This window comes from Oceanobacillus locisalsi (assembly GCF_042675985.1).
GTDB classification, from domain to species: Bacteria; Bacillota; Bacilli; order Bacillales; family Amphibacillaceae; genus Oceanobacillus; species Oceanobacillus locisalsi.
Window position 1 is genome coordinate 16541 of record NZ_JBHTKK010000012.1, and the last position, 22951, is coordinate 39491.

At 39.0% G+C, this 22951-nt stretch carries 18 protein-coding genes and 1 riboswitch; of the genes, 12 read left to right on the forward strand and 6 right to left on the reverse strand.

The annotated features are described in order from the left end of the window. The first annotated feature begins 104 nt into the window (after window positions 1–104). The 5 genes from ACFQ19_RS10845 (at window position 105) to ACFQ19_RS10865 (ending at window position 6529) form a co-directional block, all read left to right on the forward strand. Window positions 105–821, forward strand: coding sequence for a ferredoxin--NADP reductase (locus ACFQ19_RS10845; protein ID WP_379592102.1), 717 nt, complete (start codon window positions 105–107; stop codon window positions 819–821). Window positions 822–1173: 352 nt separating this feature from the next. Then, window positions 1174–1494: an ArsR/SmtB family transcription factor gene (locus tag ACFQ19_RS10850; RefSeq protein WP_379592103.1), complete on the forward strand. Its 321-nt coding sequence runs from the start codon at window positions 1174–1176 to the stop codon at window positions 1492–1494. Between the two features lie 14 nt (window positions 1495–1508). Next, window positions 1509–4004 (forward strand): heavy metal translocating P-type ATPase, encoded by a 2496-nt coding sequence (locus ACFQ19_RS10855; RefSeq protein WP_379592104.1) that lies wholly within the window; start codon window positions 1509–1511, stop codon window positions 4002–4004. Between the two features lie 284 nt (window positions 4005–4288). After that, window positions 4289–6178, forward strand: coding sequence for a heavy metal translocating P-type ATPase (locus ACFQ19_RS10860; protein ID WP_379592105.1), 1890 nt, complete (start codon window positions 4289–4291; stop codon window positions 6176–6178). A 213-nt stretch (window positions 6179–6391) separates the two neighbouring features. Continuing rightward, window positions 6392–6529: a hypothetical protein gene (locus ACFQ19_RS10865; protein ID WP_379592106.1), complete on the forward strand. Its 138-nt coding sequence runs from the start codon at window positions 6392–6394 to the stop codon at window positions 6527–6529. A 192-nt stretch (window positions 6530–6721) separates the two neighbouring features. Here the strand turns inward: ACFQ19_RS10865 and ACFQ19_RS10870 are convergent, their stop codons facing one another. Then, window positions 6722–7324 (reverse strand): TetR/AcrR family transcriptional regulator, encoded by a 603-nt coding sequence (locus ACFQ19_RS10870; RefSeq protein WP_379592107.1) that lies wholly within the window; start codon window positions 7322–7324, stop codon window positions 6722–6724. 155 nt (window positions 7325–7479) lie between these two features. Between ACFQ19_RS10870 and ACFQ19_RS10875 the strand changes: the two genes are divergently transcribed. After that, entirely contained in the window at window positions 7480–10683 is a 3204-nt protein-coding gene (locus tag ACFQ19_RS10875; RefSeq protein WP_379592108.1) for an efflux RND transporter permease subunit, read from the forward strand. A 72-nt stretch (window positions 10684–10755) separates the two neighbouring features. Here the strand turns inward: ACFQ19_RS10875 and ACFQ19_RS10880 are convergent, their stop codons facing one another. From ACFQ19_RS10880 to ACFQ19_RS10890, 3 genes are all read right to left on the reverse strand, one after another. Next, window positions 10756–11889 carry an MFS transporter gene (locus ACFQ19_RS10880; protein WP_379592109.1) on the reverse strand — a complete coding sequence of 378 codons (1134 nt, stop codon included), beginning with the start codon at window positions 11887–11889 and terminating at the stop codon, window positions 10756–10758. Window positions 11890–12241: 352 nt separating this feature from the next. Beyond that, on the reverse strand, window positions 12242–13819 hold the full coding sequence (locus ACFQ19_RS10885) for a BCCT family transporter (RefSeq protein ID WP_379592110.1): 1578 nt from the start codon (window positions 13817–13819) through the stop codon (window positions 12242–12244). A gap of 100 nt (window positions 13820–13919) precedes the next feature. Then, complete coding sequence (locus ACFQ19_RS10890; protein WP_379592111.1) at window positions 13920–14198, reverse strand: MerR family DNA-binding transcriptional regulator; 279 nt, start codon at window positions 14196–14198, stop codon at window positions 13920–13922. A gap of 452 nt (window positions 14199–14650) precedes the next feature. Between ACFQ19_RS10890 and ACFQ19_RS10895 the strand changes: the two genes are divergently transcribed. The 3 genes from ACFQ19_RS10895 (at window position 14651) to ACFQ19_RS10905 (ending at window position 17058) form a co-directional block, all read left to right on the forward strand. Continuing rightward, on the forward strand, window positions 14651–15526 hold the full coding sequence (locus ACFQ19_RS10895; protein ID WP_379592112.1) for an arginase family protein: 876 nt from the start codon (window positions 14651–14653) through the stop codon (window positions 15524–15526). An 88-nt stretch (window positions 15527–15614) separates the two neighbouring features. Beyond that, window positions 15615–15717: riboswitch (TPP riboswitch) on the forward strand. 123 nt (window positions 15718–15840) lie between these two features. Then, window positions 15841–16620, forward strand: coding sequence for a hydroxyethylthiazole kinase (gene thiM / locus ACFQ19_RS10900; RefSeq protein ID WP_379592113.1), 780 nt, complete (start codon window positions 15841–15843; stop codon window positions 16618–16620). Window positions 16621–16698: 78 nt separating this feature from the next. After that, on the forward strand, window positions 16699–17058 hold the full coding sequence (locus ACFQ19_RS10905) for a Lin0512 family protein (protein ID WP_379592114.1): 360 nt from the start codon (window positions 16699–16701) through the stop codon (window positions 17056–17058). A 126-nt stretch (window positions 17059–17184) separates the two neighbouring features. Here the strand turns inward: ACFQ19_RS10905 and ACFQ19_RS10910 are convergent, their stop codons facing one another. Then, entirely contained in the window at window positions 17185–17784 is a 600-nt protein-coding gene (locus tag ACFQ19_RS10910; RefSeq protein WP_379592115.1) for a TetR/AcrR family transcriptional regulator, read from the reverse strand. A 308-nt stretch (window positions 17785–18092) separates the two neighbouring features. Here ACFQ19_RS10910 and ACFQ19_RS10915 point away from each other — a divergent pair, with 308 nt between their 5' ends. The 3 genes from ACFQ19_RS10915 to ACFQ19_RS10925 all read left to right on the forward strand — a co-directional run bounded on the left by ACFQ19_RS10915 (window position 18093) and on the right by ACFQ19_RS10925 (window position 22149). After that, the gene (locus tag ACFQ19_RS10915; RefSeq protein ID WP_379592116.1) at window positions 18093–18974 is read left to right on the forward strand and encodes an ABC transporter ATP-binding protein; all 882 of its coding nucleotides are present in this window, start codon (window positions 18093–18095) and stop codon (window positions 18972–18974) included. Between the two features lie 26 nt (window positions 18975–19000). Beyond that, complete coding sequence (locus ACFQ19_RS10920; RefSeq protein WP_379592117.1) at window positions 19001–20614, forward strand: ABC transporter permease; 1614 nt, start codon at window positions 19001–19003, stop codon at window positions 20612–20614. A gap of 341 nt (window positions 20615–20955) precedes the next feature. Further along, a complete protein-coding gene (locus tag ACFQ19_RS10925) occupies window positions 20956–22149 on the forward strand; it encodes a chromate transporter (RefSeq protein WP_379592118.1) in 1194 nt (397 codons plus the stop codon). Between the two features lie 375 nt (window positions 22150–22524). Here the strand turns inward: ACFQ19_RS10925 and ACFQ19_RS10930 are convergent, their stop codons facing one another. After that, a complete protein-coding gene (locus tag ACFQ19_RS10930; protein WP_379592119.1) occupies window positions 22525–22860 on the reverse strand; it encodes a thioredoxin family protein in 336 nt (111 codons plus the stop codon). Window positions 22861–22951 lie beyond the last annotated feature (91 nt).

Below are 22951 nucleotides of genomic sequence, written 5' to 3' on the forward strand. Positions count from 1 at the left end.
TTTGTAAAAAGAAAAAAAGGGGAAGAAATATTATAGATTAACCTCATAGCTTACATCAGTATTTTTTGTGAAGAAAACGATTCTATGTAAAGGAGTAGATCAAAGTGGCAAATAATACCATTAAATTAAAGAAAAAAGAACTTGTAGCAAATGATACAATGGCTTTTCATTGGGAAATGCCAGAAGGATTTGAATTTAAAGCTGGGCAGCTCACGCATATCAAATTGATTAATCCGGAAGAGATAGATGAGGAAGGGACGCAGAGAGCGTTGTCACTGGTTTATGCGCCAAGTGAAAACGAACTGGTTACTGCAACCCGTCTGAGAGATTCCGCATTTAAACGGGAGTTGAAAGACTTACCAGAAGGCAGTGAGGTTGAATTCGACGGGGCAAATGGAAGCTTCACCCTGCATAAAACGGAATCCACACCTGCTGTATTTTTGATTGGCGGCATTGGTATCACACCAATTCGAAGCATGATTGCGGAAGCTACAAATCAGCAAACGGATCATGACCTTACATTGCTGTATTCCAATAAAACACCGGATGATGCACCGTTTTTATCAGATTTGGAAGACATGGAAAAAAGAAATCCTCATTTTACGTTTGTGCCTGTAATGACGAGAGCGGATGAAAATGAATGGAATGGCGAAACCGGTCATATTGATGCAGACATGCTCAAACGGTATGTTTCAGATATCAATAAACCTATCTACTATTTATCAGGTCCTGGCGGCATGATTAAAGCAATGCAGGAAATGTTAATAGAAGCCGGTGTGAACGAAGATAATATCCGTACGGAGGAATTTCCAGGATATTAAAAATAATATGTTGATTCGTTTGTATGAAATAAAAAATGAATCAATTATCTATTGAATTTTTAAAGGAACAAGGAAGCAAGAAGAAATAGAGGAACCCCTTGAAAAAGATATCGTATCTAATTTCAGGGGGTTTTTATGGAAAAAGCATTCAATAGAAAAAGCGCTGGAAAATAAAAGTTTATATTGTAATGGATTTTAAGGAGATGATTATTTGGTTGACATGAAAGAGCCTGTTGCTGCACTGATCAAAAGAAAGATGGCAGCAACATTTTTTTGACACACATATTCGTTTCCGCTAATATGATAACATAATACATATTCATTTATACTAATATGTCAAAGGAGAATAAGGATGTCTACTAATCAACTTGATAAAAAAGTAAACTTTTTGCATGGATTTTCACATAGAACACGGATTCAAATATTGGACTGTATTAAGGAAAAAGAAAGAACCGTTTCGGAAATTGTGGAGAACATAGAAGGAAATCAATCCAATATTTCACAGCATTTGTCTTGTTTAAAAGGGTGCGGGCTCATTAAGGGCAGACAGGAAGGAAAGTATATTTATTACAGTCTACGAAACCAGCATGTCCGGGATTTGCTTGCCATGATTGATGTGGTACTGGATGAAACAGAGGAGGATATGGACCATTGCGAAAATCATATTGTCTAGGAGTGTGAAAGAACATGGCTGATACATGCTGCAATCATCAAGAAAAGGAAAAAACAACTGAAGAACAAATGTCAAAAGATTTAAGTATTCAAAGGAAAGCAGGTAGCTGTTGCAGCCATCCATCTGGGGAAGCATCTGACAGTTGTTGTGCGACAACCAGTAATACTCCAACAGGTCAGATAACATCTGTTCATGGAAACAAAGCTGCATATCGTGTACAGGGAATGGATTGTCCCTCTTGTGCTTCAACCATTGAAAAAGCTTTAAATAAAGTAAAAGATATTCAGGAAGTAAAAGTCAATTATCCTGCAGCTAAACTGCAAGTAGCTGGAGCATCAGCACTTTCATTTGATGAAGTGACCCGTGAAGTAGAAAAACTCGGATATACACTGGAACCGATTCAAGCGCATAAACATATCAGAACCTATCATGTAGAAGGAATGGATTGCGGCAGCTGTGCGAAAAGTATTGAAAATCATTTGCGCGCTCTCCCGTCTGTCCATGATGTCCATGTTCATTTCTCTACTGGAAAAATGACAGTAGACCATGATAACCCGGTGGAGGATATTCTTGCAGAAGTATCCAAAATTGGCTATAAAGCTTCTTTGGATACAAATGAAAATAAACAAAACAAGATGAAAAAATCAAATAAACAAGGATATGGATTCATTATTTTCAGCGGCTTTCTTATCTTGCTCGGATTTATCGGTTCCTATAATAATATGCCTGCAATGCTTACGACTATGTTATACGCTATTGCGATGGTTACCAGCGGCTATAAACCTGTAAAAAGTGCTTATTTTGCCGTGAAAAGCCGATCTTTAGACATGAATGTACTTATGTCAGCAGCTGCAATTGGCGCAGCATTCATTGGAGAATGGTTTGAAGGGGCGACGGTTGTTTGGCTATTTGCTCTTGGCAATGTGCTTCAAAACCGGTCTATTGAACAGACAAGAAAATCCATCAGTAATTTAATGGAACTGGCACCTTCTGAAGCATGGATAAAAACAGGCTCGGAGTTAATACAAAAACCAGTAGAGGAGATAGCGGTTAAAGATACCATTATTATCAAACCTGGGGATCGTATTCCATTAGACGGTGAAATCCTCAAAGGTGAGACAAGTATTAATCAGGCACCGATTACAGGGGAATCTATCCCTGTTGATAAAGTAGCTGGTAATTCGGTCTATGCAGGCACCATCAATGAGCATGGTTCTCTTGAAGTGCAGGTGACCAAGCTGGTAGAAGATACGACGATTTCAAAAATTATTCATTTAGTAGAAGAAGCCCAGGAACAAAAAGCGCCAACAGAAGCATTTGTTGATAAATTTGCAAGCATCTATACTCCTATTGTATTTCTGGCAGCATTGGCTGTTATGATTTTCCCGCCTCTTTTTGGATTTGGTGCATGGGGAGACTGGATTTATAAAGGGCTCGCTTTATTAGTTATTGCTTGTCCTTGTGCATTGGTAATCTCGACGCCCGTTGCAATTGTTTCTGCGATTGGCAATGCTGCGAAAAACGGTGTCCTTATTAAAGGCGGAACCTTTTTGGAAAAAGCAGGAGTCATTCATTCCATTGCGTTTGATAAAACGGGCACATTAACAGAGGGGAAGCCAAAAATATCTGAAATAATACCATTCACAGCGACAGAGCATGAATTACTATCTATTGCTTTTACATTAGAAGATTATTCTAAGCATCCTATAGCAAAAACGATTGTTCAATATGCGAAAGATTATGGTATTTCACTGAGAGAGGGAGAATCATTCAAAGCACTTGCTGGTAAAGGGGTTCAGGCAACAATAGATGGAACCACCTACTATGGAGGAAATCTCGCATTATTTGAGGATTTACACATAGATTTGAAGCCTGAAGTAAAAGATGAAGTGGAAAACATGCAGCGGGATGGAAAAACAGTTGTCATGATTGGATCTGAAATGGAGATAACAGGGATTATCTCTGTGGCTGACAATCTGCGTCATACCACTGTTGAAGCATTAAAAGGACTAAAACAAGTTGGTATAAAACAGCTGGTCATGTTAACCGGTGACAATGAAGGAACTGCAAAAAATATTGCGGAAGAAACAAAGGTTAATCGCTATTTTGCAGATTTACTTCCCGAAAATAAAGTTGATGCGATTAAACAATTGCAAAACGAAGGACACAAGGTAGCTATGGTCGGTGATGGAATCAATGACGCACCTGCACTTGCCACTGCTGATTTGGGAATTGCGATGGGCGGTGCCGGCACAGATACGGCGATGGAAACGGCGGATATCGTGCTAATGGCAGATAACCTTGAAAAATTACCGCATACCATAAAATTAAGCAGAAGAGCTTTAAACATTATTAAGCAAAATATCTGGTTTTCATTAGCGATTAAACTGGTTGCTTTAACGTTAATATTTCCAGAATGGCTAACCCTCTGGATGGCTGTGTTGAGTGATACGGGAGCAGCAGTAATTGTTATCTTGAATGCCTTGCGTCTTTTAAAAGTGAAGGATTAAATTTTTGAGAGCTGAACAGCAGGATTGTTCAGCTTTTTTTTCGAATATTTCCTTGCTCTTCCCATCGTTACAACTGTCTTTCGTTATGTTTACGATAAACATGAAAAAACACCTCTTCTCTATAAATATAGCATGTAATGAATTTGTCACCATTTCTACAAATCATTGAAAGAAAAGTATGATATACTATTTATAATAATTATAATTTGATATTAATTATAATTAAATGAAAACGATAATCAATATCAAAGGTTGAAATCACGTTTAAGAGGGGGGATTACGAAATGACAGATATAAAAACAAATAGGTATACTTCTTTCCTATCTTATTTCAAAGTACATGGGGAAATCATTGCCGCAGCAGTAAGCGGAATACTTATTTTGGTTGCTTGGATATTATCCGGTCATATCAGTCATACTTTATGGATCAGTATATTAATTGCGGCATTTCTGATTGGTGGTTTCTTTAAAGCGAAGGAAGGGATTACGGAGACATATCAAACAAAAAAATTAAATGTAGAGTTACTGATGATTATTGCCGCTATTGGTGCAGCTTCTATCGGTTATTGGGCGGAAGGGGCTATTTTAATTTTTATTTTTTCTTTATCGGGCGCTTTGGAAAGTTATACGGAAAATAAAAATAAGAATGAATTGCAAAGCTTGATGAAATTGCAACCGGAAATGGCCACTTTGCTCAATGAGGAAGTGGTAAATATCAACCAATTAAAGCCAGGTGATCATATTACTGTTAAATCAGGAGAAAGAATTCCAGCTGACGGGATTATTGCAAAAGGTGATACGACAGTTGATGAGAGTGCGTTATCCGGTGAATCGATTCCTGTTACAAAAACAAGAAACGATGAGGTTTATGCCGGAACAGTTAATCTTGGCGGCAGTCTGCAAATTGAAATAAATACCTTCCCGACAGAGACCATGTTTCAAAAAATTATCGAGTTAGTTCAGAATGCACATGAAGAGCGTTCGCCTTCGCAGCAGTTTATAGAAAAATTTGAAGGAATGTATGTCAATATTGTTTTGGTTACGGTTGCTGTGATGATGTTTCTCCCGCATTTTTTGTTTGGCTGGTCTTGGACAGATACGATTTATCGCGCCATGATTCTATTGGTGGTTGCTTCGCCATGTGCGTTGGTTGCTTCGATTATGCCGGCAACTCTATCTGCCATTTCCAATGGAGCACGCCAAGGAATTCTGTTTAAAGGCGGGGTGTATGTAGAAGCTTTAGCCAAATTAGATGCAATTGCTTTTGACAAAACGGGGACATTGACCAAAGGCGAACCGGAAGTGGTAGATTATTATATTTATCCAGATCATGATATAGGATATGTAGCAAATATCATTTATGCCGTAGAAAATGAGTCCATTCATCCACTGGCTTTGGCGATGAAAGATTGGGCCGTGACAGAGCGGGGCCGACAAAGCGATGTTGTTGCCAACGTGGAGCACCATAATGGCAGAGGATTGTCCGCACAAGCAGATGATATAACCTGGATGATTGGAAATGCCGATATGGTAGGGAAACAAGATGCCGAACAGATTCTTGGGGCTATGAAAACGCAGGAAAAAGCAACAACAAATATCTTTGTGAAAAAAGGTCCGGAAGTTATTGCAGTCTTTTTATTAAAGGATACGCTGCGGCAAGATGCAGTGGAAGCTATTCGGGAACTTCAAGGTTTTGGAGTGCAAACGGTTATGTTAACAGGGGATAATCAGGCTACAGCGACAAGTATTGCTAAGGAAGCTGGAATAGATGAATTTCACGCAAATTGTCTGCCTGAAGATAAGGTGAACTATTTAAAACAACAGCGGCAGCGAGGTCAGCAAACAGCAATGATTGGAGATGGCGTCAATGATGCACCTGCTTTAGCTACAGCGAATATCGGTGTTGCTATGGGAGCGGGGAGTGATGTTGCTTTAGACACAGCCAATGTCGTCCTGATGAAAAATAATCTAGCCAAAATGGTTCATGCGATTCGTGTTTCTAAAAAAATGAATGCCATTGTGAAGCAAAATATTATTTTTTCCCTGGCTGTCATCGGTGTCCTAATCGCCAGCAATTTTCTGCAGGTTATTAATATGCCGCTTGGCGTGATTGGACATGAAGGCAGCACGATTCTAGTTATTCTTAATGGGTTAAGGGTATTGCGAGTGGATTAAAAGATTTTGGTAGGGAAGGTTGTCACTTCTTAAAATTATAATCTATATTGTGAATCCAATGTCATATAAAAAGTAATGTATAAAGGCTATTATTTTCCTTAAGGAAAAATAATAGCCTTTATTTAATATAGTTGACAAAATGAAAAAATCATTTTAAAGTTTCTTATATATAAATAAGTTTCCTTAGGGAAAAATAAAGGAGGATGATATATATTGACTCTTTTCACTTTGATGGGCATGCCGCAGTTAACAGCTGATGAATTAAATAAGGAACAAAACAAGGAAGAGCAGACGCCAAAGAATGATATTGGAGCCTGGACGATGCTAAAAATCAATTTTTTGAAACGTTGATTTTCTAATTGATTGGATAATAGAACAAACGTATCGGTATTTAAAAAAATGATTCAATGAAGGGAAGCGAGTGAATGGAGCCTTACTCCTTACCTTCTCCTCTTTGTCAATAGCTGTATGGAATGAAAGTTACTTTTTAAATTGCCTTAAATTGCAAAAGTTGTGTATCTAAGTTTAAAAAATTCCAACTTATTATTCCTTTCCTCCATGAAATATATCAACCAGCACCTTCTCGAAGCCACTTTCAGCTATTTCGTTCAACATTTTATCCAGGTCTTCCTCAGACATATCTTCATTATTCTCAACCCAAAGCAGCCAGGTATGAATCATTCCGGAAATCAAAAATTCAATAATATATACCAGTTTAATCTGATTTTGTTCATCTAAATCTTTGACTTGATTCAGTATTTTTTCCCGGGCCATTTTTTTATATTCGTATAGAAAATCTGGGTCGCCATTTGGGCCGAGCAGTACCATAATTTTTTCGTTCATTTCCTGATCTTGGGATTTTTCTATCTCGTAACGGGCTTGTTCTCTTTCTGCTTTCAGATTATGCAAGTCATTATCTTGAAAGCTTTGTAGAATCGAAGAGAGCAGCTCTTCAGAAGGAACAAGCCCTTGTTTAATTTCATTCAGAATATCGTAGACGTCATTATAATAATTATAGAAGGTGCCTCTGTTATATCCTGCTGTATCCGTAATTTCTTTAATAGATATTTTATTAATCGGTTTTTCTTTATAAATAGACCAGAATGCTTCTTTCAAATTTGTTTTTGTCTGTTCTTTGACCCCCATAATAGGTACCTCCTTTTTTTCAACAAATGAAGCTCAATTGTTCATTGTCTATTGTATATATTCTCCTTATAATAAATAATACAACACGTTGTTCAATTTTTAAATAGCCGATAAAAAAGGTCTATACTAAAATTTAAATAGAAGGAGTTTTGTAAGTGAAGAATTTATCGAATTTCTCGATTAAGAGACCAAAATTCACGATCGTTGTGATGTTGGTCCTTTTAATTCTGGGCGGCGTTTCATTAACCAGGCTGCCGATTCAAATGATGCCTGATATTAACCCGCCTGTTGCTGTTGTGGCAACAAGTTATCCGGGAGCGGGGCCGGAAGAAGTATTGGATAATGTGACCGAACCTCTTGAAGAGGACCTTTCTACGGTTACCGGGTTACAGAATATTTCTTCTCAATCACAAGAAGCTTCCTCAATGGTCTTTTTAGAATTTGATTATGATATGACTATCGATGAAGTAGAGAATGAAATAACCCGTACGATGGATTCGGCCGAGTTGCCTGAACAGGCAGAGGATCCGAGTTTTATAGAATTTGATATTTCCATGATGCCAAGTATACAAATGGCAGCTACATCAACCAATGGAGATACAGTGGAATTTGAAAATCAAGTTAATGATTTAGCAAATGAACTGGAATCCATTCAAGGTGTCGCATCCATTAATATTAATGGGTTGATGGATAGAGAAGTAGCTGTGGAATTAGATACAGATTCCTTAAGTGACTATAACCTGTCACAGTCCGATATCGCCGGAATGATAGAGTCGAATAATATCTCTATGCCTATCGATACGATTGAGGATACCGATCAAGGATATAATATTTCGACACGTACAACGAATGAACTAGAAGGTTTGGATGAACTGCGTGATCTGGTATTGCTTGACATGTCTGATGAAGAAGTAACGTTGGATGACGTGGCAGATGTATCTATCTCGGAAGATAATGGCGGCGTGATTACACGTTATAACGAGGAAGATGCCGTTCAGCTTGAAATGATGCTGGCAGATGGTGCGAACGCGTCTTCTGTCAATGCAGAATTTAATGAAGAACTGGACACCTTACTGGAAGACGATGAATATGAACAGCTATCTGTCAGCACGCTTTATGACGAAGGGGAGTATATAGATATGGCAATTGACAGTATCTATATTTCCCTTATCAGCGGTGCGGTGTTAGCTATGTTTGTGTTGTTTGCATTTCTAAGAAACTTGAAGGCGCCGTTGATTATCGGTCTGTCTATTCCGTTTTCTGTTATTACTACCTTTGCGTTATTGTTCTTTACAAATATCAGTATCAACATGATGACATTGGGTGGTTTAGCACTTGGAATCGGGATGCTCTTAGATAACTCGATCGTTGTGATTGAAAATATCTACAGACATCTGTCCATGGGTAAAACTCCTAAACAAGCAGCTCGAGAAGGAACAAGGGAAGTATTTACAGCGATACTTGCTTCTACCTTGACGACAGCTTCTGTTTTCTTACCGGTTGTGTTTGTTACCGGCCTGGTGGGTCAATTATTTACCCCATTAGCGATCACCGTGGTGTTCAGTCTGCTTGCATCTTTATTTGTGGCAGTGACTGTTGTGCCAATGCTGGCAAGCCGTATTTTGACAGAGCCGAAAAATATGGATGAATCGAAACGGAAACAAAAAGGCTACATGAAGCGACTGCGAAGAGCCTCTGCATGGACGCTCAGACACAGAGTTGCTGTATTAGTTACTGCTGTTGTCTTATTTGTCGCTGGAGCTGTCGGCTTAACAGTGCAGGGAATGGAATTCATGCCGGAACAAGATGAAGGCTTTTTGACAGTAGAGGTTGAAAAAGAGCAAGGAACCTTGCTGGAAGATACGCAAGACACCGTAGAAGATATTGAAGCGGAACTGGATAACCATAATGAAGTGGATGCTTATCTAAGTACAACTGGTTCGTCTGGTATGATGTCCTTTACAGATGAAAGCAACTCGGCAACGGTGAGCGTACAATTAACGGATGCCAGTGAGCGGGATATGACGACTTCCGACTTTATCAATGAAGTGGAAGATGATATTCAGGATATAGATTCCTCTGCAGAGATTGATGTTGTTCCGATGTCCCAGGCAAGTGCCGGAGAACCAAATACGGTTGTGTTGAATCTATCGGATGACGATGAAGAACGCTTGGATGAAGCAGAAACAGATGTAATCGATGCATTGGAAGAGGAAGAAGACATTAATAGTGTGACTTCCAGCAATGAAGGAACGGTGGAAGAATTACAGGTAGTTGTTGATCGTGAAGAAGCACGTGCTAATGGATTACAACCGGCGCAAGTTGGAGAAGCATTGTATGAAGCAACCAATGGTGTTGAAGCTTCTACGATTGAAGAAAATGATGGCTTTACTACCATTAATGTGAAATATCCTGCTGATGTACTGGAAAGCGAAGCAGCGTTTGAAAATATCTCTATTGCCAATGAGGAGGGCGACTATGTAGAATTGGGAGATGTAGCTTCTCTGGAAGAAGGAGAATCACCTACACTTATTAATAGAGATGAGATGGAAGATACAAGAGAATTAACCATTTCCTTCAGCGACAGTCTTTCATTGAATGAAGCGAGTCAGCTGATTGAAAATGAGATTGATGATCTTGACCTGCATGAAGATACCGAGCATTCAATGGGCGGAGATATGGAAATGCTCAATGATGCGATTCCGCAATTAATGTTAGCCATTGCGCTTGGAATTGTATTTATCTACCTTGTCATGGTTGCTCAATTTGAATCATTTAAAGCACCGTTTGCAGTTATCATGACGATTCCATTAGCATTTATTGGTGTTGCTCTGTCTCTGTTAATCACAAATAATCCGCTGAGTGTGATAGCCATGGTAGGTCTCATTCTCCTTATCGGAATTGTTGTAAACAACGCGATCTTGATTGTGGATTATATCCAACAGCAGAAAGAAAAAGGAATGTCCGCTTACGAGGCAATTGAAGTCAGTGTGCAGGACAGATTCAGACCAATCCTTATTACAGCTATTACCACGATTCTCGGTATGCTTCCATTAACACTGGAACTTGGAGAAGGCATGGAAGGCATTGCGCCAATGGGAATTGTTGTTATTGGCGGATTGACTGCGAGCACATTCTTAACCTTGTTTGTTATTCCGATTATCTATAGCTTTATTGATCCGGAAACAAGAAAGATGAACAAGAAATATATGACGCCGGATGGAGAAATCATCACACAGCGTCAAGTGGATGAAAGAAAGCAACAGGAAGCTGCTGCATCTTCTGAGCAAGAAAAAGAGGAAGCAAATGACGATTCTGAAAAAGACCAATCTGATGAGAATCCGAATCAGAAAGAATAAAATAGAATAAAAGCAGGTAAACGATAAAATCCCAACTTATTCCAATAACGAATGAGTTGGGATTTCTTTTTGCTATTTTCTTGGTCCGATAAAAGCAGCTGCTAAGCCAGTGAATCCATAAAGCGTAAACGAGAGAGCATATCCCCATGTTTCTATAAACATACCTGCTAAAGAGGAACCGATTACTTGTCCTACTGCTAAAAGTAAGAAAGGAACTCCGATGCCTAAGGAGGCATTTTTGATAAAAACCCGGATTCCCCAAACAAGCAGAACACCGGTTAGAAAGATATAAGCGCAACCGAATAACCCGGCCGATAAATAAGCAGTCAGCAGATTTTCCGGCGCCAATGCGAGGATAATGGATGCAGAAGCTATGGCTAAGCTCCCTATCTTATAAGCGAAAGGGAGGCCTCCTTTTTCAATCATTGATCCTGAAAAACCTCCAAGCACACCGAAAATACCAATCATCACCCAAAATCCGGAGAGAAGTACGTTATTGTAGTCCCCGGCAGCTTCAATAAATGACCTGGAAAATGTCCAGAATGCAGCTGTGGAAAAACCTAAAATGAAGGAAGCTATAACCAAATTAGTTGACCCTTTTGCACCCTGAAGCGAAAGATTTCCTTTTTTAAACATCAGTTTCGATCCTGATCCGGTATCCATTTCCGGAATCACTTTATAATTCCATATAAGTATAAATAATGCTAATACAGCATAGATTGCATAAGTTATTCGCCAATGAGGCGTGAGTAAAATAGCTCCTAATCCAGAGAGTGCGATACCGAAGCCTGTTCCTGAATTAATCCATGTATTTGCTTTTCCTTGCTGCTTTTCTTTTATCCAAAGCGAAACGGCACCCCCATAAGGAGGTGATACCAGACCCGTACTTCCGCCAGCAAGCAGAACACCTAATCCAAGCACCCAGACATTCGGTGTAACGGCCATCAAAAACAGACCAAGAAATGCAGACAAGCCGGCGAATATAATCATTCTTCTCGGTCCTTCTCTTGTAGTCATAACAGTGGCGTAAATAATTGTTACACAATATGCAACATAAAATAGAGAAGAAATAATCCCGGAGGTAGAATCGGTCATCTCCATCGATTCATTTATTGCCGGAAGAAGCAGACCAAAGCTGAACCTTGCCAAACCGTAGGCAACTGCAATCATTGTCACACCAGGCAGCACTAATTTTGAAAACTTCATGTTGTTCATCCTAACTCTGTAAATGCTTGAATAATAATGTAAAACTAGATAGAACGACCTTTCTAGTTATGGTCTAGATGCAGTCTATCAATAGCATTATTGAATCGTCAAGCTGTTTTTTGCAAGCATTTGTCCAATTTAGAAGATAAAATGGACAAGAAGCAGGAATAAAATAAGAAGGTAAATGCTGTTTGCTTTTGTAATTGATTAGTAAGAGGATATAAAACGACATTTTATTTTTGGATGAAATGAACTAACATGTCATATTTCACCTAAAAACCCTTGTATCACTTTGATACAAGGGTTTTTAGGTGAAATATTGCTTCAATGATATATTTGTTGAATCATTCGGTTAATCATTTTCTCGCTCTTCTGCTTCTGTTCGTTTTATATATTCTTGCATTCTTCTTTTATTCGGCGTAATAGTCAAACCTAAATATTTTCTTTCCCGGTTTGCGTCTTTGAAGAAAGAGATAGCCATTAATATGACGACTACACTAAACGGCAATGCCGATATAATGGCGGCAGACTGCAAGGCGTCCAATCCGGTTTCTCCGCCTGATAATAGTAATACAAACGCAATTGCGGATAATGATACGCCCCATACCACTTTGATAAAGTTCTTCGGATGCAGGGTTCCAAAAGCGGTCTGCATACCTAATACAAATGTTGCGGAGTCTGCTGATGTAACAAAGAAAGATGCAATCAGCACGAGCGCAATAACAGATAGAATAATACTCAAAGGCAGTTCATTGAAAATACCGAATAACTGCGTCTCAGGCGGCAAATTAAATATTTGTGGTGCACCTTGGCCCGCTTCGATTCCTGTCATACCGAACGCGCTGAACCAGAATATACTTACAAGGGTCGGAACACATAATACGGCTAAAACAAACTCCCGGATAGATCTACCGCGGGAAACTCTAGCAATAAAAATGCCGACAAATGGGCTCCAGCTCATCCACCAGCCCCAATAATATAATGTCCAGCTCTGCATCCATTCATGTTTCTGATCGTTTAATGGCGCTGCATCCAGACTGCTAAATAAAAGTGTTGTTAAGTAATCGCCTGTTGAACTTGTTACCATGTTGAGAATAAGTAATGTTGGTCCTAAAATCAACATAAACAGGAATAACAGCCCTGCTAAAATCATGTTTAAATTACTTAAATACTGTATTCCTTTGCTTAATCCGCTCCAAGCACTGATTAAGAACAATACGGTAACAATGGCGATAATAATTCCTTGAGTAATTATGTTATTAGGAACATTAAAGAGATAATTTAGACCTCCGTTAATTTGCATGGCTCCTACACCTAAGGAAACAGCTACACCGATAATCGTTGCAAACACAGCTAATACGTCAACGATATTTCCTAATGGCCCGTCTACACGATTACCAAATATAGGTCGTAATGTTTTCGATAAAAGGCCGACTTCTCCTTTTCTGAATTGGAAATAAGCCAATGCCAATGCAACAATCCCATACACAGCCCAAGGGTGGAATCCATAATGCAGGAAAGTGGATCGCATTGATTCCGCTAAGGCAGCTCTGGTTTCCGGGTCAGTTGTAGGCGGTGCAAGGTAATGGGAGATTGGCTCTGATGAACCGTAAAATACTAACCCGATTCCCATACCAGCGCTAAATAACATGGTTAACCAGGAAATAGTGTTGAACTCCGGTTTATCTGTTGGTTTCCCCAATTTCAATTTACCAATAGGACTGATACCCAAGAAGATACAGAAAAATAAGATGACAGTGAATACTGCCATATAATACCATCCGAAAGTTTCTGTAACCCAATCGCCGATTGCTCCTGAATAATGTCCAAATTGATCAGGAAAAACAGCACCCAGCACAACTAATATGCCGACGATAACCGACGCATACGTAAATACGCTGGAAAAGTTTTTATTCGATTTTTTAGTCATGACAAATTTTTCTCCTCCTAAATCTAAGAAAGCTATTTTTTATTTTAACATAACCGTAAAAGGAAGCAAGTAAACCTGTTATTTATTTGTCGAACGCTGTTTATTGCAGATGTTCGAATTGTATCTGGTTGTATTTTCCGTAAAAAATTTCACTTAGAACTAAAACAAAACGGTATAACCCAAGAAGAAATAGGGGAACTGACAACGTACGTGGAATTGTATACAAGAGGAGTGGCTTTTCATGATAATATCTGTAGTTACTTTCAGGATCTATGAAAGCAGGAGTGAATAAATCGATTTTGTCATAATACCTTAATGACTGGATGGAAATATTATTTAATTTGGCTGTCTCGCCGATGGAGTATAGGTTTTTGTGCATGTTATATTCTCCTCTTATATTGTTCTATTTTAAATAATAAAGGAATAATAGCTTCAGCAAAAGGTAAGGAATAAAGGATAGAATAATATAATCGATTCTTGTTCGTTGATATCACTCTGTAAATTTATTCGAGAATGGTATGCTGAGAGTGGAGGTAATTTCCTGGGAAATAAAGAAACTGTCATTTTTAATTTTTAACTGGCAACTGAGACTGACGAAACAAATTGTAAAATGATTGCGTTCATTCGTATACAGTAGTATTAAAGGTAAAGTAACAAATAGCCGTATTGCAATAAAGGCGTGTTATATTAGCTATCTTGGTTAATAGTAGAAGCATTTAGGGAAAACAAGTAGAAATAGAGCAACCCATTTTGAATGAATAAAAGAAGATATAGCATTAATGTATCAACAAGCTTATTTAAAGCAGAAAACCAAAGAAAGGAAGAATAAATATGGCACAAAATAAAAAGACTATAAGACTGCTATTCCCGCAGTGGCAAGGAGGAAATAACCCCGATTATGCTTTTGGAGGTGAACTATTAGCACACATTGCGCCGAAAAGTAAAACAAGCGAAACATTTGAAGTAGAAGTGGATACAGACTTTGAAAAGAAATTAGAAGTGAAAAATGGTGTAAAAGGTGAGCACGTCATATCGCAACAAATGAAAAAAACAGCTGACATTCTGAAAGAACAGCAGCCGGATAAAGTCATTATATTTGGCGGAGACTGTTCCATGGATCAAGTGCCATTTGATTATTTAAGCGGAAAATATGGTGATAAACTAGGGATTTTATGGTTGGATGCACATCCGGATATTGCAACAACAAATGATTCGACAGATGTTCATGAGATGGTGGCGGCCAATTTGCTGGGAAAGGGTGCGCCTCAATTTGTTACAGAAGTAAAAAACCCGGTGCCCTTGAGCCATATGATGTATGCAGGATTAATAGAAAAGGATTTACGTGATAGGGACAAGTTAGTAAAAGAATTACATGTCCCCTTTGTCGGTCCGGAGGAGTTAAAAGAAAATAGCGATCCGATTATGGATTGGATAAAAGAAAATAACATTGCATATTTAGCTGTTCACTTTGACTTGGATGTTTTATCCCCGAAGGATTTTCGTTCTATTTATCCGGCAGAGCCATATACGGACTCAGAAGATTTTCCTGCGGCAGTTGGTGAAATGAAACTTGCACAAGTTGCTCGTGTATTAAATGATGTTTCTGAACAAGCTGAAATTGTTGGACTAGGGATAGCTGAACATCTGCCTTGGGATGCTATTAATCTTAGAAAAACATTGTCTCAAATATCGATTTTCAATGATTGATTATAATAAAGACAGGCTAATAGTGTACACCTATTGTATCCCTTTACAATATGAAAATATAATATTAAAATGAATGTAACATTGAATAATAAACCACTAGGGGTGCCGTCTGGCTGAGATAAGATTTGCATCTTAATCCCTTTGAACCTGATCTAGCTCATACTAGCGTAGGAAAGTGGAGATGGCGGATATACGGTGTATTTATATCTTTTACGTAAAAGTAACCACTCCATTTCGGGGTGGTTTTTAATTTATTAAAGCAATTCTTGCAAATTTTGTATTTGGAATAATTAGAAAAAAAGGAGTGTTTTGTTATGGATTATATCGGGAAAATCAGAAGTAGAAACCCGCTTATCTATAATGTCATCAATGAAGTAGCCACGAATTTTGCCGCAAATGGATTGATTGCAATCGGTGCTTCTCCGGCTAATTCGCATACTCCAAAAGAAGCAGTGGAGAATGCGCAACATGCTCAAGCTGTTGTGTTGAATCTTGGAACACTGACGGAGGAACGTGCAGAGGCCATGTTGATTGCAGGGAAAACAGCGAATGAGGAAGGGGTTCCTGTTATTTTGGATCCGATTGCTGCTGGAGGAACAACATTTCGGACAGAAGTCATTGATAAGCTGCTGGAAAAAGTTCAATTTACAGCTATTCGGGCCAATGCAGGAGAAATTGCTGTACTAGGAAATGTGTTTGAATCCATGAAAAGTCCTGACTCCACCATTGCGGAAATTGATCCGGAAATCGCAAAGGCAGTAGCAAAAAAATATAATACAGTCGTCATTGCAACTGGAAAAACAGACGTGATTACCGATGGTGTTCGTACAACATTTTGCAGTAATGGGGATGCCATGTTGCAGAATATCACAACGAGCGGATGTCTGCTCACTTCGCTGATCGGACCGTATGTCAGCGTTGGGGAAGATGTGTATGAGGCAAGTGTTGAGGTAACTGCTGCTTATGGAATTGCAGCGGAGTTGGCAATGAAAAAAGCAGAAGGACCCGGTTCCTTTATTCCAGCATTGTTGGATACATTATATTTTCTGGATCAAAACACAGTAAATAAGTATAAGCGGCTGGAAGAATGGTAGTATGTATGATTTCAGAGAAATGGGAATGTAGAAAATAATTATGCAGAAACGATAAAAATCAGGAAGGAGAGCAAAAACATGGAACAAATGATATTTATTCAGACAGGTACAGGCGTAGATTTACACGGGCAAAATATTAACGAAGCTTCCAAACGTGCTGTGACAAATGCAATTCATTCTAATTCAATGCCGGGAATTCAAGGCGCGCTGCCTGATCAAGACTTAAACAACATGAAGGTAAATGTGAAATTGGGTATTCCAGGAGATATGGAACATTTGGATGAAGGAAAGATAAAGCAATTGATACCGTATGGCACGGTGACGGTGGAAAAGTTAGATGGCGGGCTGATTACAACAAGCGGTGTCTATCTAAGTGACCAAGAAGATAAAAATGACTTAATGTATATTGTCAATGCTGTTGTCGAAGTGGGATATTAGGAAGACAGAAAAAAAAAGAATGAAGTGAAAGGAAAGGTATTCCTTTTGCGTCCTGCTGAGAAAAAAAGCCGGATAATTCCCGGCTTTTTTTGTTGCAATTACTTTAAAAGAAAGCATCGAGCAAGATCAATCCTTCCTCGGTGCAATTCCTTTAATAAGCATTTCTGTCCATTCTTCGGTATAAGGGGCAATTTTCTCATAAATCTGCGGCTTGGAAATCCCTTCTACAATCGCCTGGAAATACAGCAGCAGAAATTCATCCGAATATTTCAGATCCACTTTTCCTTCTTTCCGGCCTCGGTGAAATAAATCCAACAACATACCATAATTTATTTCATTAAATTTCTGCATCATTAAAGATAAGCCTTCCTCGTCCTTTGCTGTAAAAAAATCCATCATTCGCATGTAAAAGGGGTGACTGATTTTATCCAACAGACCGATTTTATTTTGACTCAATGCAATCAATGTTTCTTCAAAAGGTTTATTTTCAGCCATAATATTTTTTGCATCCGTAATCAGCCGGTTAATAAAATCTTGGAAAACTTCACGAATCAGGTTATCCTTGCTGCCAAAATATTTAAAAAGGGTAGCTTTGCCGACATTCGCATGTTTCGCAATTTCCTCCATGGTTACATTGCCGGTATCTGTATCTCCGTTCATCAGTTCAAAAGCTGCTTCTAAAATCTGCTTTTTCTTTTCTTCTGTTCTTTTTTCAAAACCATTCACATATATGACCTGCTTTCTGTTGAACAAACATTCATAAAAAAATTTGTAAATGAACGTCTCTCTTCCTATTTATTATATCCGTCTAATTATGAACTGGCAAATAAAAAATAGTATATATTATATTGACTTCAAAGATAAAAAAGAATAATATTGAACCATATTATAGATTAATGGTTTTAAACTTTTTGTTTAATCTTTATTTTTGAACTGTTATATGATTAATGGTTTTATTTTGTCTGCTTCAAGGGGTGAAGAACAGAACTAAATAAAACCGTATATGAAATAAGGAGAGAAGAGGTGTCAGTCTTATGACAAACATTGTGAAATTACAAGGCTTGCAAAAGAAGTTTGGTAAGTTTCAAGCATTAAGTGATGTGACCTTTACTGTAGAAGCGGGGGAGGTCGTCGGATTTATCGGTCCGAATGGCGCTGGTAAGTCAACCACGATTCGCGCTTTATTGGGAATTATTAAAAGGGATGCCGGCCAGGCAGAGATTTTTGGGAAGGACGTTTGGAAGGAAAGCTTGGAAATTCATAAACGTATTTCCTATGTGCCGGGAGATGTTGCGCTCTGGGGGAGTTTGACAGGCGGTGAAATCATTGACCTGTTTATGAAGCTACATGGCGGCGGAGATAAGCAAAAACGGGATTATTTAATCAAACGTTTTGAACTGGATCCGAAGAAAAAGGCTAAAGGGTACTCCAAAGGAAATCGGCAAAAAGTTGGTTTGATCGCCGCTTTATCTGTGGATTCGGATTTATATATTTTTGATGAGCCGACTTCTGGGCTAGATCCGTTGATGGAAGCTGTTTTTCAGGAAGAAGTAGAAAAAATCAAGGAAGCAGGAAAATCCATTTTGCTGTCATCGCATATTTTGAGTGAAGTAGAGCGATTAGCGGACAGGGTCGTCATTATCCGCCAAGGGGAGATTGTAGAGTCCGGGACATTGGATGAATTACGGCATTTGACCCGTTCTGCAGTTACTTTATCCACAGAAGCGGATGTTTCGCCAATGGAATTTGTAGAAGGTGTCCATGATTTTACGCAAAAAGATAATCAAGCTACTTTTTCTGCTGACAATAAATACATCAATACGATTCTATTGGAAGCAACGAAACTGGGCGTGAAGAAGTTTGAAGCTGTTCCGCCGACATTGGAAGACTTATTCATGCGGCATTATGAAGGATAAGTGCGGATATAGGAGGTGAAAGAACCATGAAGGAAAAATTTGCGCGTTGGGATACCTTATTTTGGCAGTATGTAAAACGTGATTGGAAAAAGATAATTTTTTGGATTTTGGGAGTTGGTCTATTTTCTGGCGGCTTTGTGCCTGCTTTTGAAGAAATTGCAAAAGGGCAAGGGTTGGCAGGAATGTTTGAAACGCTGCAAAACCCGGCGATGATCTCTATGGTTGGTCCGACACCAATTGAAACCGCAGCAGAATATACATTAGGAGCGATGTATGCACATGAAATGTTATTATTCTGCGGATTGTTTGCGATGATTATGTCTGTCTTGCATGTTGTTGGACACACAAGAAAGGAAGAAGATCTCGGTCTGACAGAGCTTGTAAGATCTTTTCAAATTGGAAGGCAGGCGAACTCGCTTGCGGCAACGACTGAAGTGATTGTTATCAATGCGATATTGGCGCTTTTTATTAGCGGATTGTTAATAAGTTTCGGTGCAGATACGATTACAGTGCAGGGTTCCTTTCTATTTGGAGCATCCGTTGGCATAGCTGGTATGATTGGGGCAGCGATTGGACTGGTGATGGCGCAAATTATGCCTGCTTCCTCCAGTGCCACAGGTTCAAGCTTAGGTTTGGTTGGGCTGCTCTATATTATTCGTGCCGGAACGGATGTATCGAATGTGGATTTATCTATGTTCAATCCGCTTGGCTGGACGTATTTGACCTATCCATTTACAGAGAACAACTGGCTGCCGATTATTTTTGCCTTCATTTTTAGTGCAGTGATGGTAATCCTTGCTTTTACGCTGGAAGGCGGACGTGATATGGGGGCCGGTTACTTGCCTGAAAGAGAAGGAAGAGAGCATGCAAGACGGTCTCTACTATCGGTGCAGGGATTGTTTGCCAAACTGAATAAGGGAGTTACTATTGGCTGGCTGATTGGCTTTGCCGTGATGGGAGCAGCGTACGGTTCTATTTATGGGGATATGCAGACATTCCTGGAAAGTAATGAGATGATGGCGGAAATGTTTGCACAATCAGGTGTTTCCATTGAAGAATCCTTTACAGGAACGATTATGATGGTCATGATGGTTTTGGTTTCTATTTTGCCAATCGTCATAGTAAATAAGCTGTTTGCAGAAGAGAGCCGCTTGCATTTAAGTCAGCTTCATGCCACAAAAGTCACTCGCGGACAACTTTACTGGACAACGATCGGGTTAGCCGTTTTTGCAGGTTTAATTGGGACGTTGCTGGCGGCCGGTGGTCTTGGAGGTACAGCTGTCTCTGTCATGGGTGACAATGCCACGCTGGGTATCCGTGATTTTCTGGCTGCAGGCTACAACTTTTTTCCATCCGTACTATTCTTTACAGGTCTTGCAGCTGTAGCGCTTGGCTGGGCACCGAAATTAGGAAAAGTCGTCTATGCCTATCTTGGCTATTCCTTTATTTTGAATTACTTTGATGGTATTTTGGATTTGCCGGAGGGCTTTTTAAAGACAGCTGTACAAAGCTGGATTCCGCAAATGCCGATGGACAGCTTCGATGCACCTGTTTTTATGATTATAACAGGGATCAGTATTGCTTTGATGATTATTGGTTACCTCGGATATCGCAGACGGGATATGATAGAAGGGGCTTAATCTCAAATAAAGGTATTGCATGCAACCATAAAAAGTCAATTTATTTCATGTGTATATGGAGTAAATTGGCTTTTTTCCTCTTTTGTAAAGTTTATGTAAATTTTATAGAGGAGGATTGTTCTGGTTAAGCCTCAATGATACAGTAATGACGACATTTGATATCAATGCTTGAGGAAGGAAGTCTATAAGGGGAAGGTTATTTCTAGGACGTTTTCATATGCATATGTTTTATCTTGCAATGAATTCCCGATTTTTGGCGTACATAGATGCTGAAGAAAGCTTGAGAGACAGCATATGAAGCGTTTAAAGAAATGAAAGACGGACAGGGAAGGGTGTACTGAGTGAATCATACAACATTAAAAGAGAAATTCAAACGGTTATTAGAAATCCTGCTTATTTCTACGCGATTAGGTCTGACTTCTTTTGGCGGACCAATTGCGCATCTTGGATATTTTCACGAGGAATATGTCCGGAAAAGAAAATGGATGGATGAAAGAAGTTATAGTGACTTAGTTGCTCTGTGTCAGTTTTTACCGGGACCGGCAAGCAGTCAAGTCGGTATCGGGATTGGTGTTATGCGCGGAGGTATACTTGGGGGAATTGTTTCTTTTATCGGCTTTACGCTTCCTTCTGTGATTGCGCTGGTTATTTTTGCGTTGGTTTTGCAAGGAACATCTTTTGAAGAAGCAGGATGGATTCAAGGGTTAAAAATCGTTGCCGTGGTTGTTGTAGCACATGCAATTTTGGGAATGGCCCAAAAGTTAACACCAGACCGTGGACGCAAAGCTATTGCATTATTTGCTTTAGTATGCACTTTATTATGGCAAACAGCTTTTACGCAGGTTGGTGTTATTTTATTAGCAGGTCTAATTGGCTATGCAGTATATAAAAATCATGCGGAGACAGAGGACTCGCAATTTGTTTTTCCGATTTCCCGAAAGCTGGGAAGTATTTGTCTATCGCTCTTTTTCGGACTGCTTATTTTGCTTCCGATTTTAAAAGAAGTGACAGCGCTGAATTGGATCGATATGTTTGATCGTTTTTACCGTGCTGGTTCGCTTGTTTTCGGCGGCGGACATGTGGTCTTGCCATTGCTGGAGCAAGAATTTGTGTTGACAGGCTGGATGGATGAAACTTCCTTTTTAGCTGGTTATGGAGCTGCGCAGGCTGTCCCGGGACCATTATTTACTTTTGCGGCATATATTGGTTCTGTTATTAGTGGATGGTCAGGTGGATTGTTGGCAACTGTAGCTATATTTTTGCCGGCGTTTCTGCTTATTCTAGGTACATTGCCATTTTGGAATCAAATCCGTCAAAATCAAAACATGAAGGGAGCGCTGATGGGAGTCAATGCGGCTGTCGTAGGAATTTTGATTTCCGCATTTTATCATCCCATTTGGACAAGCGCTATCCTGAGTCCGGTTGATTTTGCTTTTGCGGCTATATTATTCAGTATGCTAGTCTATTGGAAGTTGCCGCCTTGGATGATTGTTGTCATTGGAGCTATAGGTGGAGTACTAATATCTTCATGGTAGTGTGAAACAGTTTGAAAAAACATGTTACACGAAATACTATCCGCTATCCATCGCTTTAAGGCAGAGTCATTAACGTAACATAAAATAAAAAATACAAAAGCAGATAATATAGTTTGTGCATTTTGATTTATTGTGGTAATTCTCAGATATAATCAATGTTTTATTTTTAATGCAACTTTCCCCATGGGTTTAACATCAAACGGAATTGACTCCGTGAAAGAAACCGTAAAAATAATGGTTCATTCAAATAAGGGGCATTAAAATATGCAAGGTGGCAGAGATGAAAATTGTTTCATTTCTGCCACCTTCCTTTTTAATTTAAATTTTAAAATCAATATTGATAATAATATAATCGAGTTGATATTATTAAGCTACTTAATTATTGTACAAATTATATATCTGATCCAACTTTTCTTCCAACTGTTCAAAACGGACAAAGCGGTCTTCGCGTATATATTCTTTGCCATCTATAATCAAAATCATGATAGGAACCGTGAAAATCAAAAATTTTTCTGCCACTTCTTCTACTTTGGAAGCATCTATGTGACCTAAATGAATCAAGGGGTAGTCGTCCAGTAATGTTCTTAGCTTCGGTAATACAGCGTGACACACACTGCAATCCGGCCTGGATACAAAAAGGAAGCTCAGATTGTGATTTTCCAGAAAATCTTCTATCATTTTTATAGACGTTAACTCATGTACTTCCTTCATATGAAATCCCCTTTCTGTCAGTATTTATGTAAATGATATACCCTCAAGGTGTATAAAAGCAATTCATCCGATTTGAAAATAATGCTTGGCT